This window comes from Muricoccus vinaceus (genome assembly GCF_042433125.1).
Taxonomy (GTDB): Bacteria; Pseudomonadota; Alphaproteobacteria; order Acetobacterales; family Acetobacteraceae; genus Roseomonas; species Roseomonas vinacea.
In genome coordinates this window covers 550707-564350 of the sequence record NZ_JBHLVZ010000002.1, presented here as the reverse complement: position 1 = coordinate 564350, position 13644 = coordinate 550707, and the positions used below count along the sequence as shown (strand labels likewise).

Below are 13644 nucleotides of genomic sequence, written 5' to 3'. Positions count from 1 at the left end.
CGCCGTCCGGTGTATCGTGGTTGGCGCGGGTTCGCATCCCGTTCTATAGCCGCCCCCGTGTTCCCACCAGCCCAGCCCCCCCAAGCGAATCCCCAAGGCCTGGCCGTCCCCGCGGACGACTACCTGGCCAAGCTCAACGCCGAGCAGCGCGAGGCCGTGGAAACGGTGGACGGGCCGCTGCTGGTGCTGGCCGGCGCCGGCACCGGCAAGACGCGGGTGCTGACCACCCGCTTCGCCCATATCCTGATGACCCGCCGCGCCTTCCCGAACCAGGTGCTGGCCGTCACCTTCACCAACAAGGCCGCGCGGGAGATGCGCGAGCGCGTGGCGGCCATTCTCGGCGGTCCGGCGGAGGGGCTCTGGCTCGGCACCTTCCACGCCCTCTGCGCCCGGATGCTCAGGCGGCACGCCGAGTATGTCGGGCTGACCTCCTCCTTCACCATCCTCGACACCGACGACCAGATGCGGCTGCTCAAGCAGGTGATGGACGCGGCTGTCATCGACATGAAGCGCTGGCCGGCCCAGGGGATGATGGCGGTGATCCAGCGCTGGAAGGACCGCGGGTTGCCGCCCGCGCGCGTCTCGCCGGCCGAGGACAGCGACTACGCCAACAACCGGGCGCGCCAGATCTACGAGGCGTATCAGTCGCGGCTGCGGGACCTCAACGCCGCCGACTTCGGCGACCTGATGCTGCACATGGTGGAGATCCTGCGGACGCAGCCGAACGTGCTGGCGCAGTACCACCGTGCCTTCCGCTACATCCTGGTGGACGAGTACCAGGACACCAACAGCGTGCAGTACCTCTGGCTGCGCTTGCTGGCGCAGGAGCACCGCAACATCTGCTGCGTCGGCGACGACGACCAGTCGATCTATTCCTGGCGCGGCGCGGAGGTGGAGAACATCCTCCGCTTCGAAAAGGATTTTCCCGGCGCGAAGATCGTGCGCCTGGAATCCAACTACCGCTCCACCCGCCCCATCCTCGCCGCCGCCTCGCACCTGATCAGCAAGAACGAGGGGCGGCTCGGCAAGACGCTGCGCTCCGGCCGCAGCGACGCCGAGGGCGAGAAGGTGCGCGTCGTCTCGCTCTGGGACTCCGAGGAGGAGGCCCGCATGGTTGGCGAGCGGATCGAGCAGGCGCAGAGGAAGGGCGTGTCGCTCGGAGAGACCGCGATCCTGGTCCGCGCGGGCTTCCAGACCCGCGCCTTCGAGGAGCGGCTGATCACGCTGGGCATTCCCTATCGCGTGGTCGGCGGGCTGAAGTTCTACGAGCGCGCCGAGGTGCGCGACGCCATGGCCTATATGCGCGTGCTGCACCAGCCGAGCGACGACCTGGCCTTCGAGCGCATCGTGAACACCCCCAAGCGCGGCATCGGGGACGGCGCCTTGCAGCAGATGCATGTGGGCGCGCGAGAGCAGTCGATCCCGCTCGCCATCGCCGCCGAGCGTCTGGCGCGCACGGAGGCCCTGCGCGCCAAGCCCCGCGCCGCGATGCGCGAGCTGTTCGACGGCTTCTCCCGCTGGCGCGCGCTGACGCAGCGGGACGGGCACGTCGTCGCCGTCGCCACCATGCTCGACGAGAGCGGCTACACGGAGATGTGGAAGCAGGACAAGTCGGCGGAGGCACCGGGCCGGCTGGAGAACCTGAAGGAGCTGGTGCGCGCCATCGGCGAGTTCGCGACGCTGGAGGGCTTCCTGGAGCACGTGGCGCTCGTCACCGAGAACGACGAGAACGCCGAGGGCGCGCGCGTCTCCTTGATGACGCTGCACGCGGCCAAGGGCCTCGAATTCGACCTTGTCTTCCTGCCGGGCTGGGAGGAGGGGCTGTTCCCCCACCAGCGCGCGCTCGACGAGGGCGGCACGAAGTCGCTCGAGGAGGAGCGGCGCCTCGCCTATGTCGGCATCACCCGCGCGCGGAAGATGGCCGTGATCTCCCACGCCGCGAACCGGCGGGTCTATGGCAACTGGTCCGCCGCCATCCCGTCGCGCTTCCTGGAGGACCTGCCGCCCGAGCAGATCGAGCGCGAGGGCGGCACGAGCATGCAGCGCGCCCGCATGGTGGATGCGCCCTCGGTGTTCAGCGGCTCCTCGCCCTTCTCCACCCAGCGCCCCCGCGTGATCGAGGCCGGCGCCTGGGAGGTGAAGGAGCGCCCCAGCCGGGCCGATGCCATGAAGGTGGGCCAGCGCGTGTTCCACCAGAAGTTCGGCTATGGCCGCGTCACCGCCGTGGACGACAACCGGCTGGAGGTGGATTTCGAGAAGGCCGGGCAGAAGCGCGTGCTCGACAGCTTCGTGGAGAGAGCATGATGTCCCGGCGACACGCCCAGAACCTGGAAACCGTCTGGATCGACGCCCTGCCGGAGGAGGCGGTCCCGGCGGTGGAGGCCGCCCTGCAGCGCGCCTGCCGCACCGTCTCCCTTTTCCTCGACGAGGCCACCGACACCTGGCGGGTGGAGGGCGTGCGCGAGGAAGGGGCCAAGGAGGACGACCTCACGGCCGCGCTCGCGCTCGCCTCCCTGATGACCGGGCTGGATCTGGTGCCGGAGCGCGCGCCGGTGGAGGCCGAGGGCTGGCTGGCCCGCACCGCCGAGGCCTTTCCCGAGCAGGCGATCGGCGGCCGCGTGCTGATCCGCCCCACCCACCTGCCGGACCGCCGCGTGCACGGCCGCACCGTGCTGAAGCTGGATGCGGGCCTCGCCTTCGGCTCCGGCGAGCACGCCTCCACCCGCGGCTGCCTGATCGCCTTCGAGGCGGCCTCGCGCCGCATGCGCCCGCTGCCAAAGGACCAGCTCCGCCTGCTGGACCTCGGCGCCGGGTCCGGCATCCTGGCCATGGCGGCCGCCAGCGCCCTGCACCGGCGCGTGCTGGCCACCGATATCGAGCCCTGGTCGGTGCGCGTCGCCAACCAGAACGCCGACCTCAACGCCCTGAAGCCGCTGGTGCGCTCGATCCTGGCGGATGGCTGGAAAGCCCCGGCCGTGTCCCGCGGCGGCTACGACCTGGTCTTCGCCAACATCCTGGCCCGCCCGCTCTGCGCCATGGCGCGGGACATGGCCCGCCACCTGCGCCCCGGCGGCACCGCCATCCTGGCGGGGCTGCTCGGCACCCAGGCGCGGCAGGTCATGGCCGCGCACCGGCGCGGCGGGCTCCGGCTGGAACGCCGGCTGAACCTCGGGCCCTGGACCACGCTGGTGCTGCGCAAGCGGGGCTGACGCCCGTCCGCGTCAGAAGGACAGGCTGACCAGCAGCCCCGCCGCCGCATCCGTCGCGTGGCGGCCGCCCTCGGCGGCGCGGCGGATGTCGAGCGAGAGGGAGACCGGCGCCAGCAGGGCGCGCCCGCTCAGCGCGCCCAGGTCCAGTGTCAGGTTGGCGGCACGCTCGCGCCCGAAGGCCCGCCCGGCGGCGGCATCGCGCGTGCTGCGCCGCATCTCAATGACGCTCCCGGAGACGGCGCCCCGCCGGAGCGTCACGGCGGTGGTGACCCAGCCCGCCCGGCCGCCCGCGAAGCCGCCCGCCTGGTCCTGGTGCGCCACCTCCACCAGCGGCAGCAGGCGCAGGCCGAGAGGCAGGCCGAAATCCGCGAACAGCGCGGCCGCCGCCCCTGGTTCGTGGCGCCCGCGCCCGGCGGCCGCCGCATCCGCCCCGGGATCGCGCCGCGACAGCGCCAGGCTGTAGCCCAGCCCCGCATCCCCCGGCAGGTCGATCCCCGTGCCCACCAGGGAAAGCGTCAGCCCCGCCACCCCCGGCGCGTTGTCCGCACCGCCCAGCGCGCGGCGGTTCCTGCGATGCCAGAGCGTGGCGGTGGCCGCGGTGCCGGGCACGGTCTCCGCCCAGCGCGGGCGAAACAGGCCGCCCGAAAGAAAGGACGTGTCGGCCTGGAAGGCTTCGACGCGGAGCTCGTGCCCGCCCAGGGCGTCATCGAGCCCGAACACGTCCTCCAGGTCGAGCTCCAGGCCGGCGCCGAGCTTTTCCCGCAATTCGTAGTCCCCGGCATAGTCGGCGCCGTAAAGGCCGGGCACGCGGAACCAGGCCGCGCCGAAGCGGGGATGGATCTTGCCGACGAAAGCCACCAGCGGCCCGCGCTGCCAGCGCAGGTTCAGCGTCTCGACCCAGGCGACGTGGCCGGGCAGGCGTCCGTGCTCCGAGCCCAGTTCCTGCAAGGGTTCCAGGTGCAGGGTGGCGTGAATGGCGAAGCCGGCCGGCAGGCCCAGCCGCGCTCCGAGAATGGAGGTGGCGGAGGATTCATCCGGCGGGCGCCGCCCGCCCCGACGTTCCTCGTTCAGCGCGGTGCCGAAGGTGCCGGTGGGGGCGGTCAGGCCTTCGGAGGGTTCGTCAGGATCCTCCGGCGGCGCCTGGCGGAGCTGCGACGCCGCCCTTCCGCGGGAGCGCGACTGGGCCTCTGCCGGTGCCACGCCCGCGAGCAGCAAAAGCACGGAGGCGGCGGCCATCATGCGCCGAACGCGGTGCCGTCCGCCGTCTGCCCGGGCCGAAGCTGTCATGGCCGGCGAGGCGAGCCGCCGCGGGGAACCAGAAACAGCACCGGCCCGCGGCGGCGCCCTGGGGGGGGAGGGGCGCTTCGCGGGCCGGGCATCAGGACGGCGAGTTCAGGGGGGAGGATCGCCGCCCCGGTCCTTCGGGGAAGGCGCGGCCTCAGGCGGCCACGGTCTTCCCGCTGCGGTCGTTCGCGGGAGCCGGAACCGGCGTGGCGGCAGCGCGGGGGGCGGGCACCTCGCGACGAGGCGGCGCGCGGCCATCGAGGATGAAGCGGATCTCGGCGCGGTTGATGCCGATATCGGCCAGCTCGCGGTCGGTCAGCGACTGCAGCTCGGCCTCGGCGCGGCGGCGCTGCATCCAGGCGGCGAAGCCCGCCACCATGCGCTGGAGACCGGAGGTGATGACCGCGTTGCGGGCCTCGTTGGCCTGGCGCAGAAGCTCCTGCTGGCTGATCGCCGGGAGGTTCGCGGGATAGGGCATCATCGGCGCGGGGTTGTGCGCCTGGGAGATGCGGGGGTTCATTGCGTGTCGTCCGTGTCGGCGGCGGCGTCCCGCGAGAACCCATGTCCTCGCTGCCCGGCCGTCTCGTGTGGGACCTATATGGACCCGCCTTCGACACAAATGTCGTGCTGTTCATGTGGTCAAGCCATGCGCCGATAGCATGGGTTTCTGGGGAACTATGCCTTGGTTAACGAACTGGTGACACAATCCTGGGTCCGACTCGAAGCGCTCCGGGCCGAACTGGCCCGCGCGGGGGTGGATGGCTTCATCGTTCCGAGGGCGGATGAATTCCTGGGCGAGTACGTGCCGCCCTCCGGCGAGCGCCTGGCATGGCTCACGGGCTTCACCGGCTCGGCCGGCCTCGCCATCGTGCTGCCCGACCGCGCCGCGGTTTTCTCGGATGGTCGCTACACCACGCAGCTCGCCCAGGAGACCGACCCCGCCCTGTGGGAGCGGCGGCACCTCGTGGAGGAGCCCCCGGCCGCCTGGCTGAAGGAGCACGCGGCCGGGAAGCGCATCGGCTACGACCCCTGGCTGCACCCCCAGGCCGCGCTGGACCGCTTCGCCGCGTCCGGCGCCACCCTCGTGCCCCTGGCCGCGAACCCGCTGGACGCCGCATGGGCGGACCGCCCCGCCGCGCCCTCGGCCACCGCCGAGCCATGGCCGCTGGAACACGCCGGGCGCTCCTCCGCCGAGAAGCGGGAGGCGATCGCGCGCGAGTTGCGCGACGCCAGGCAGGATGCGGTCGTGCTGGCCGATGCCCATTCGGTGGCCTGGGTGCTCAACATGCGCGGCGGCGACCTCGGCCACACGCCCCTCGCCCTGGCCTTCGCCCTGCTGCGCAGCGATGCCAGCGTCACCCTGTTCATGGATCCGGCCAAGGCCGGGCCCGCGCTGCGCGAGGCACTCGGCAACGCGGTTGCCATCGAGCCGCGCTCCGGGCTGCCCGCCGCCCTCGCGGCGCTGCGCGGCCGCACCGTCCGCCTGGACCCGGAGGCGACGCCGGCCTGGTTCGCCGAGACCCTCCGCGCCGCCGGGGCCCTTGCCGTGGCCGGGGCGGATCCCGTCCGCCTGCCGCGCGCCACCAAGAACGGGGCCGAGCAGGAGGGTGCCCGCGCCGCCCACCGGCGGGATGCCCGCGCCATGGCCCGTTTCCTCGCCTGGTTCGCCGCCCGGGCCGGCGCGGGCGGGCTGACCGAGCTGGCGGCGGCCGACCGCCTGCTCGCCTTCCGGCGGGAGGAGGCGTTGTTCCGCGCGGAATCCTTCCCCGCCATCGCCGGCGCGGGGGAGCATGGCGCCATCATCCACTACCGCGCGACGGAGGCGACCAACCGCCCGGTCCGCCCAAACGAGTCCTTTCTGCTCGACAGCGGCGGGCAGTACCTGGACGGCACCACCGACATCACCCGCACCCTCTGGACGGGTCCCGGAACGCCGCCGGCGGAGCTTCGCGCGCGCTACACCCTCGTGCTGCGCGGCATGGTCGCGCTCGCCGCCACGCGTTTCCCCGCGGGGGTCGCCGGCCCCCACCTCGACGCCATCGCCCGCCGCCCGCTCTGGGAGGCCGGGCTGGACTACGACCATGGCACCGGCCACGGGGTCGGCGCCTTTCTTTCGGTGCATGAGGGGCCGGCCGCGTTTTCCCGCAGCGCCGCGAACGTGGCGCTGCGCGAGGGCATGATCCTGTCCGACGAACCCGGCTTCTACCTGCCGGGCGCCTACGGCATCCGCATCGAGAACCTGCTTCTGGTCCGCACCGATGCCACCGTGCCGGGGCCGCGCCCGTGGCTCCGCTTCGAAACCCTCACCCTGGTTCCCTTCGAGCGCGCGCTGATCGATCCCGACGCCCTGGTTCCGGGCGAGCGCGCCTGGATCGACGCGTACCATGCCCGCGTCCTAGCGGAGATCTCGCCCGGGCTGGACGAGGCCACCGCCAGCTGGCTGCGCGGGGCCTGCGCGCCGCTTTGACGGTGGCCCTCCCTCCGGGGGCGTGATCAGGCCGCCCGGCGCCGCGGTGCCAGCGCGGCCGTCGCGCTTCTCCGGTGCTCGCGCATGCCGGCGGCGGCCAGCAGCAGGGCCAGCACGGGCATGGCGGCCGCGGCCAGGGGCACGGCCCAGAGGCCGGGGCCGTGGTCGATCACCCACCCGCCCACGGAGGCGCCCAGCGCGTTGCCCAGGTTGAAGGCGGCGATGTTCAGGCTGGAGGCCAGGCTCTGCCCCGCGCCCTCCGCCCGCTGCAGCACCCACATCTGCAGCGGCGCGACGGTGCCGAAGCCGGTGATGCCCAGCAGGAAGACGAAGGCCACCGCCGTCCACTGGCCGTGCTGCGCCACCGTCATCAGCCCGAGGACGAGGGCCAGTGCCAGCAGGGAGCCGAGCACGGCGCGGCCGAGGCTGCGGTCCGCCAGCCTGCCGCCGGCCAGGTTGCCCACGACCATCCCGGCGCCGAAGACCAGCAGGATCGGCGACACGGCCGCTTCGGAGAACCCGGCCAGCCGTGTCAGCGTCGGCGCGATGTAGGTGAAGACCGCGAAAACGCCGCCGAAGCCGAGCGTCGTCATGGCCAGGCCCAGCAGCACGGGCTTGCGCAGCATGGCGCGCATGTCCGCCCGCCAGTCCGAGGCCTCCGGCGGCGCCGCGTCGCGCGGCACGAGAAAGGCGATCACCAGCAGCGCCGCCACGCCGATCGCGGCCACAGCCCAGAAGGTGGCGCGCCATCCCTCGTGCTGGCCGAGCCAGGTGCCGAAGGGCACGCCCAGGATGTTGGCGACGGTAAGACCGGTGAACATCATGGCGATGGCCGAGGCGCGCCGGTCCGGCGCCACGAGCGAGGTCGCGACCACCGAGCCGACGCCGAAGAAGGTGCCGTGGGCGAAGGCCGTCAGCACCCGCCCGGCCATCAGCAGCCCGTAGCTGGGCGCGAGCGCGCAGGCGAGGTTGCCGACCGTGAAGATGACCATGAGCCCGAGCAGCGTGCCCTTGCGGGGCATGCGCGCGGTGGCGGCGGTGAGGATGGGCGCGCCGAGCACGACGCCGAGCGCATAGCCGGAGATGAGCAGGCCGGCCGTGGCGATGGAGACGCCGAGGTCGGCGCTGACATCCAGCAGCAGGCCCATGATGACGAATTCCGTGACGCCGATGCCGAAGGCACCGGCCGCCAGGGCATAGAGGGCGAGGGGCATGGAACGGAGGGCCTCCGGAAGGGGCGGGGTTTGTGTCCGGGCCAAGATGGACAGCGCCGCAACGATGACCTAGGGCCGTTGCCGGCACATCATCTGTGAACCGAGTTCAACATGGCCGAGCTGTTCCGCCCGGGACTGAACCGATCGGGCGAGATGGAGGTCTTCGTCCGCGTGGTGGAGCTTGGCGGCTTCTCCGCCGCGGCCCGGGCGTCGCGGATGACGCCCTCCGCCGTCAGCAAGCTCATCGCGCGGCTGGAGGCGCGGCTGGGCGCGCGGCTGGTCAACCGCTCCACCCGCCGCCTGCAGCTCACCCCGGAAGGCGCCGCCTTCTACGAGCGCGCCGTGCGGATCCTCGCCGACCTGGAGGAGGCGGAGCGGGCCGCGGCGGGCGGCGAGCGGCCGGCCGGGCGAATCCGCCTCAGCATCAGCGTCTCCTTCGGCGTGCACCTGCTGGCGCCCATCCTGCCGGATTTCCTGGACCGCCATCCCGGCGTCACGCTCGACATCGTGCAGACCGACGCCGTGGTGGACCTGCTGGCGGAGCGGATCGACGTGGCCGTGCGCGCCGGCCCGCTGCGCAGCTCCAGCCTCGTCGCCCGCAAGCTCGGCGAGACGCGGCTGCACATCGTCGGCAGCCCCGCCTACCTGGCCCGCCACGGCGAGCCGCGGAGCCTCGCGGAGCTGGAGGGCCACAACCGCCTTCATTTCGGCTACGCGCGCGCCGTGGAGGGCTGGCCGCTGCTGAGCGACGGCCGGCGCGTGCTGGTGCCGCCCCTCGGCGTGGTGCAGGCGAGCGACGGGGAGGCTCTGCGGCACCTCGCGATCGCCGGCGTCGGACTGGCGCGTCTGGCCGCCTTCACGACCCGCGCCGACATCGCGGCCGGGCGACTGCGCCCGGTGCTGGAAGACCTGAACCCCGGCGAGATGGAGGAGGTCCACGCGGTCTGGGCGGGCGGCGGCGGGCCGCTGCCGGCGCGGGTGCGGGCGATGCTCGACTTCCTGGCGGAACGCGCGCGCGTCGGATGACGAAGGGCGGCGGGGCGCCCGGAGGAGCGTCTCCAGGGCGCGGGCGGGCGGGGTGCCGGCTGTGCTCCCGCACGGGCCATGCCCCTGCATCGCGGACTTGGCGATGCCGAAGCGCCACCCGTTCGGGCAGGGACGGCCATGGCGCGCTCTCCGGTTGGCCGCACCGCCGGGCGACCCTAAGCTGAGCCGGAAAGCGGCATTCAAGCCGTGTCCCGCAAGGAAACGACCCATGCAGAGGCGCATCCTCCTCGCCGCGGCGCCCGCGGCCCTGGCCGCCCGGGACGCGCTCGCGCAAGCGCCCGCTCCTCAGGCGCCCGCTCCTCAGGCGCCGGGCGGCCAAAGCGCGCGCGGCTACGCCACGCGCCCCGTCCGCATCATCGTCGGCGTGGCGCCGGGGGTGGGCACCATCGACCTCACCGCGCGGGCCGCCGCCGAGCCCATGGCCGAGGCGCTGGGCCAGCCGGTCGTGGTGGACAACCGCCCCGGCGCTGCCAGCATCATCGCGGTGGAGGCCGCCGCCCGTTCCCCCGCCGACGGCCACACCCTGTTCATGGGCGGTGTGGACGCCATCGTGCATTCCTTCCTGCTGGCGGGGCGGCCGCCGATGGACCCCTTCACCGACTTCACCCCCATCTCCCGCGCCACGCGGGACCACTGGATGGTGGTCGCCAACCCCGATCTCGGGGTGAACACCATCGCGGACCTCGCCCGGGTGGGGAAGCAGCGCTCCGGCGACCTGAACTACGCCTCCTTCGGGGTGGGCACCCTGTTCCACCTGGTGCCCGCGCGCCTCAGCCAGCGCCTGGGCTTCGAGGCCGTGCACGTTCCCTATCGCGGCGACTTCACCTCGGACCTGCTGGCCGGGCGCGTTTCCTTTGTGGTGCAGCCGACCGCGCTGCTGCTTCCCCATGTGCAGGCCGGGCGGCTGAAGGCGCTGGCGGTGCTCTCGCCCGAGCGCATCCCGCAGCTGCCCGACGTGCCCACGATCGCCGAGACCGGCTACGGCGACCTGGCCTTCAACATGGGCATCATCCTCTTTGCCCCCGGCGGCACGCCCGCCGCGGTCGTTTCCCAGGTGAACGCGGCCTATGACCGCGCGGCGAAGAACCCCGCCGTGCGCGGCCGGCTGGCCGATCTCTCGCTCGAAACCATGGGCGGCTCCGTCCAGGAGGCGACGGATTACACGCGCTGGATGCTCGGCTTCATCGACGACATGCGCGAGAAGGTGCTGGGCGCGGCGCGCTAGCCTTCAGGAGCGCTGGGCCAGCAGCCGCGCCCCCAGGCCCAGGAAGATCGCGCCGGCCGCCCCGTGCAGCCAGCGCGCGGCGCGGGCGGAGCGCGAGAGTCCCTCGGCCGCCCGGGCCGCCCCCGCGATCAGCGCGGCGAAGATGGGAACGGAGACCAGCGGCAGCACGGGCCCCAGAAGGAGCATCTGCACCCAGGGGGCCGCGCGGTCCGGCGCCACGAACTGCGGCAGGAAGGCCAGGAAGAACAGCGCCACCTTGGGGTTGAGCAGGTTGGTCAGCGCGCCCTGGGCCACCACCCGCCGCGCCGCGACGGCCGACGGCGCTCCGACCGGTGTTCCCTTCCAGGCGGCCAGCAGCGACTGGACGCCGAGCCAGATCAGGTAGCCCGCCCCGAGCACGCGCAGCGCCGTGAACAGCGCGGGTTCCGCCGCCAGCAGGGCCGCGACGCCGAGCGCGGCCAGCACGATGTGCACGGCCGCCCCGCAATAGATGCCGGCCGCCGCCGCCCAGCCCCGCCGCCGCCCGCCCGCCAGGGTCTGGCCGAGCACGAACATCATGTCGGGCCCCGGCGCCACCGCCACCACGAGGCTGGCCAGCACGCAGGCGAGGAGAAGGGCGGGATCGACGGGCATGGGCGATTCCTGCCCCCGGCGCACGCCGCCGTCGAACGACTTCCGCTGATCCCCGGCATCAACCCCGGTGATGCCGGGCAGGAACGGCCCGCGCTGCGCCAACTCGGCATGGCTCGCCTGCTCGATCCGTGATGGTGGCGGGCGCCCCGCGACACGAGATTGCGCGGCAGCACGCCCGGACGAAAGCTTCCGCCGGGCCCGACCGCCGGAAAACCGAACCCATGCAGCACAGCACCGAAGCCCCGCCGCCCCTGACCCGGCAGGACATCCGCACCCTCTTTCTCGCCTCCCTCGGCGGTGCGCTCGAGTTCTACGACTTCATCATCTTCGTCTTCTTCGCCGTCACGATCGCCCGGCTCTTCTTTCCGGCGGACATGCCGGACTGGCTGCAGCAGCTCCAGGCCTTCGGGATCTTCGCGGCGGGCTACCTGGCGCGGCCGCTGGGCGGGCTGGTCATGGCCCATTTCGGGGACCTGTTCGGCCGCAAGCGGGTTTTCACCTTCTCGGTCTTCCTGATGGCGGTGCCGACGCTGGCGATGGGGCTGCTGCCCACCTACGCCTCCATCGGGGTGGCCGCGCCGATCCTGCTCCTGACCATGCGCCTGCTCCAGGGGGCGGCCATCGGGGGCGAGGCGCCCGGTGCCTGGGTCTTCGTGGCCGAGCACGTGCCCGCCCGCCGCGTGGGCATCGCATGCGGGATGCTCACGGGCGGGCTGACGGGCGGCATCCTGCTGGGTTCCCTCATGGCGACGGGGATCAACCTCGCCTACACCCCGGCCGAGGTGGCCGAGTTCGCCTGGCGCATTCCCTTTGTCGCGGGCGGCATCTTCGGCCTGGTGGCCATGGTGCTCCGCCGGTGGCTGCACGAGACCCCGGTCTTCGAGGCCATGCGGCGCCGTGCCGGCCCGGCGCGCGAGATGCCGATCAAGGCCGTGCTGCGCGGGCAGGGCCGGGCGGTGGCCATCTCCATGTTGCTGACCTGGATGCTGACGGCGGCCATCGTGGTGGTGATCCTGATGACGCCCGCGCTGTTCCAGAAGATGCACGGGCTGGCGCCGGCCACCACCCTTTCGGCCAACGTCGCCGCCACCTTCACGCTGACCATCATGGCGGTGGCCTATGGCGCACTGATGGACCGCTTCGGCGCGCTGCGCACCGGCATTCCCGGCTGCCTCGCCCTGATCGCGGCCACCTACGCCCTTTATTACGGCACAGAGGCGAGCCCGGGCAGCCTGCTGCCGCTCTACGCCCTTGCCGGAGCCTCCGCCGGGGTGATCACGGTGGTGCCCTTCGTCATGGTGCAGGCCTTCCCGGCGGAAACGCGCTTCACCGGCGTCTCCTTCTCCTACAACGTGGCCTATGCGGCGTTCGGCGGCATCACCCCGCTGCTCGTTTCGCTGCTGATGGCCACGGACCGCCACGCGGCGGCGCACTACGTGGCGGCCGTGGCGGTCATCGGCATGGGCGCCCTGGCCTGGAACGCCGCGCGCGCCGCAGCCGCCGCGGCGAAGGCGCCGCCCGCCGCGATGCCGTCGCCAGGCCTGCCCCGGCCCGCCGCGCGCTGAGGGATCGCGGGGGCGGGAACCGATTGCGTCCTGCCCCGGCACGGTGGACAAGCAGGCGTGGATGCCGGGTTGCGGGGCGACGAATGAGCGACAATGAGCCCCGCCAGGACGTCGTGCCGGCGGATTACGCGGCCGGCGCTGCGCTGCCCTGGTGGTCCAAGATGGCGGCGAAGCTCGCCATCGCCGCGCTCCGCGTTCCGCCGGGCCTGCTGCGCCGCATGGGGGTGAACCGCCACAGCTTCGTCGCCGAGGCCGAGAGCCGCGTGCTGGGCGAACCCTGCACCCGGGCGCAGGAGTTCGCCGGCCGCCATGGCCGCCCGCCCCGCGGCGTGCTGGAGCTGGGCCCCGGCCGGCTCGTGGTCCGCGCCCCCGCCTATGCCGGGCTGGGCTGCGCGCCCATCTGGTTCGCCGACGTGGAGGACGACGCCCCCACCGATCCCGCCGCCTACCGCCGCGTCGCGGCGCTCGCGCGCGGCATCGGCCTGCCCGCGCCCGCGCTGGAGGACGCCGCCACCAAGGAGGCGGCGCTGGCCGCCTGCGATGCCCGGCAGCTGATCGGCGGCACGGAGGTATTGGCCGCCATTCCCGACGGCTCGATCGAGCTGATCGTCTCCGACGTGGTGCTGGAGCACGTGCGGCGCGACGCCCTGCCGGGGCTGCTGGCCGAGCTGCGCCGCGTGGCCGCGCCGGAATGCCTGGGCGTGCACGCCGTGGACTTCCACGACCACATCGGCGGCGCCCTGAACACGCTGCGCTTCCCTCCCGCCCTGTGGGAGAGCCCGCTGGTCGCGCGCAGCGGCCTCTACGTGAACCGCCTGGGCCTGTCCGAGATCCTCGCGGCCTTCGAGGCGGCGGGCTTCACCACGGGGCTGACCGATATCCGCCGCTGGCCGGCCGCCCCGGCCGGCGCCGCGGCCGCGCACCCGGCGCTGCGCCGCGGCGAGGACGACAACCTCGTCGCCTTCGCCCGCATCCGGGCCGAACCGGCCTGAGGGCCGCC

At 73.3% G+C, this 13644-nt stretch carries 11 protein-coding genes; 7 read left to right on the top strand and 4 right to left on the bottom strand.

The annotated features are described in order from the left end of the window. Positions 1–57: 57 nt before the first annotated feature. Together ACFFIC_RS04390 and ACFFIC_RS04385 are read left to right on the top strand one after the other, a co-directional pair. A complete protein-coding gene (locus tag ACFFIC_RS04390; protein WP_377048898.1) occupies positions 58–2304 on the top strand; it encodes an ATP-dependent helicase in 2247 nt (748 codons plus the stop codon). Further along, positions 2304–3209 carry a 50S ribosomal protein L11 methyltransferase gene (locus ACFFIC_RS04385; RefSeq protein ID WP_377049271.1) on the top strand — a complete coding sequence of 302 codons (906 nt, stop codon included), beginning with the start codon at positions 2304–2306 and terminating at the stop codon, positions 3207–3209. Before ACFFIC_RS04390 ends, ACFFIC_RS04385 begins: the two co-directional genes overlap by 1 nt. A 12-nt stretch (positions 3210–3221) precedes the next feature. Here ACFFIC_RS04385 and ACFFIC_RS04380 read toward each other — a convergent pair whose 3' ends face one another. Together ACFFIC_RS04380 and ACFFIC_RS04375 are read right to left on the bottom strand one after the other, a co-directional pair. Next, complete coding sequence (locus tag ACFFIC_RS04380; RefSeq protein ID WP_377048897.1) at positions 3222–4448, bottom strand: hypothetical protein; 1227 nt, start codon at positions 4446–4448, stop codon at positions 3222–3224. Positions 4449–4647: 199 nt separating this feature from the next. Then, positions 4648–5013, bottom strand: a complete 366-nt coding sequence (locus tag ACFFIC_RS04375; RefSeq protein WP_377048895.1) for a DUF1127 domain-containing protein — start codon at positions 5011–5013, stop codon at positions 4648–4650. A 162-nt stretch (positions 5014–5175) separates the two neighbouring features. Here ACFFIC_RS04375 and ACFFIC_RS04370 point away from each other — a divergent pair, with 162 nt between their 5' ends. After that, positions 5176–6960: an aminopeptidase P family protein gene (locus ACFFIC_RS04370; protein WP_377048893.1), complete on the top strand. Its 1785-nt coding sequence runs from the start codon at positions 5176–5178 to the stop codon at positions 6958–6960. Between the two features lie 26 nt (positions 6961–6986). On the opposite strand, the gene ACFFIC_RS04365 is transcribed toward ACFFIC_RS04370, so the two are convergent. Next, positions 6987–8174 carry an MFS transporter gene (locus ACFFIC_RS04365; protein ID WP_377048891.1) on the bottom strand — a complete coding sequence of 396 codons (1188 nt, stop codon included), beginning with the start codon at positions 8172–8174 and terminating at the stop codon, positions 6987–6989. Positions 8175–8285: 111 nt separating this feature from the next. Here ACFFIC_RS04365 and ACFFIC_RS04360 point away from each other — a divergent pair, with 111 nt between their 5' ends. Next, positions 8286–9200 carry a LysR family transcriptional regulator gene (locus ACFFIC_RS04360; protein WP_377048889.1) on the top strand — a complete coding sequence of 305 codons (915 nt, stop codon included), beginning with the start codon at positions 8286–8288 and terminating at the stop codon, positions 9198–9200. 229 nt (positions 9201–9429) lie between these two features. Then, complete coding sequence (locus tag ACFFIC_RS04355; protein ID WP_377048887.1) at positions 9430–10446, top strand: Bug family tripartite tricarboxylate transporter substrate binding protein; 1017 nt, start codon at positions 9430–9432, stop codon at positions 10444–10446. Between the two features lie 3 nt (positions 10447–10449). Here the strand turns inward: ACFFIC_RS04355 and ACFFIC_RS04350 are convergent, their stop codons facing one another. Further along, complete coding sequence (locus tag ACFFIC_RS04350; protein ID WP_377048885.1) at positions 10450–11079, bottom strand: LysE family translocator; 630 nt, start codon at positions 11077–11079, stop codon at positions 10450–10452. Positions 11080–11300: 221 nt separating this feature from the next. Here ACFFIC_RS04350 and ACFFIC_RS04345 point away from each other — a divergent pair, with 221 nt between their 5' ends. Together ACFFIC_RS04345 and ACFFIC_RS04340 are read left to right on the top strand one after the other, a co-directional pair. Continuing rightward, positions 11301–12644, top strand: coding sequence for an MFS transporter (locus ACFFIC_RS04345; RefSeq protein WP_377048883.1), 1344 nt, complete (start codon positions 11301–11303; stop codon positions 12642–12644). A gap of 83 nt (positions 12645–12727) precedes the next feature. Continuing rightward, positions 12728–13636, top strand: coding sequence for a hypothetical protein (locus tag ACFFIC_RS04340; RefSeq protein ID WP_377048881.1), 909 nt, complete (start codon positions 12728–12730; stop codon positions 13634–13636). The last annotated feature ends 8 nt before the right edge of the window (positions 13637–13644 follow it).

Bases quoted from the DNA above. Each gene is read 5' to 3' on its own strand.
- ACFFIC_RS04385 (WP_377049271.1), top strand. From the start codon at position 2,304: ATGTCCCGGCGACACGCCCAGAACCTGGAAACCGTCTGGATCGACGCC.
- ACFFIC_RS04380 (WP_377048897.1), bottom strand. From the start codon at position 4,448: ATGATGGCCGCCGCCTCCGTGCTTTTGCTGCTCGCGGGCGTGGCACCG.
- ACFFIC_RS04375 (WP_377048895.1), bottom strand. From the start codon at position 5,013: ATGAACCCCCGCATCTCCCAGGCGCACAACCCCGCGCCGATGATGCCC.
- ACFFIC_RS04365 (WP_377048891.1), bottom strand. From the start codon at position 8,174: ATGCCCCTCGCCCTCTATGCCCTGGCGGCCGGTGCCTTCGGCATCGGC.
- ACFFIC_RS04360 (WP_377048889.1), top strand. From the start codon at position 8,286: ATGGCCGAGCTGTTCCGCCCGGGACTGAACCGATCGGGCGAGATGGAG.
- ACFFIC_RS04355 (WP_377048887.1), top strand. From the start codon at position 9,430: ATGCAGAGGCGCATCCTCCTCGCCGCGGCGCCCGCGGCCCTGGCCGCC.
- ACFFIC_RS04350 (WP_377048885.1), bottom strand. From the start codon at position 11,079: ATGCCCGTCGATCCCGCCCTTCTCCTCGCCTGCGTGCTGGCCAGCCTC.
- ACFFIC_RS04345 (WP_377048883.1), top strand. From the start codon at position 11,301: ATGCAGCACAGCACCGAAGCCCCGCCGCCCCTGACCCGGCAGGACATC.
- ACFFIC_RS04340 (WP_377048881.1), top strand. From the start codon at position 12,728: ATGAGCGACAATGAGCCCCGCCAGGACGTCGTGCCGGCGGATTACGCG.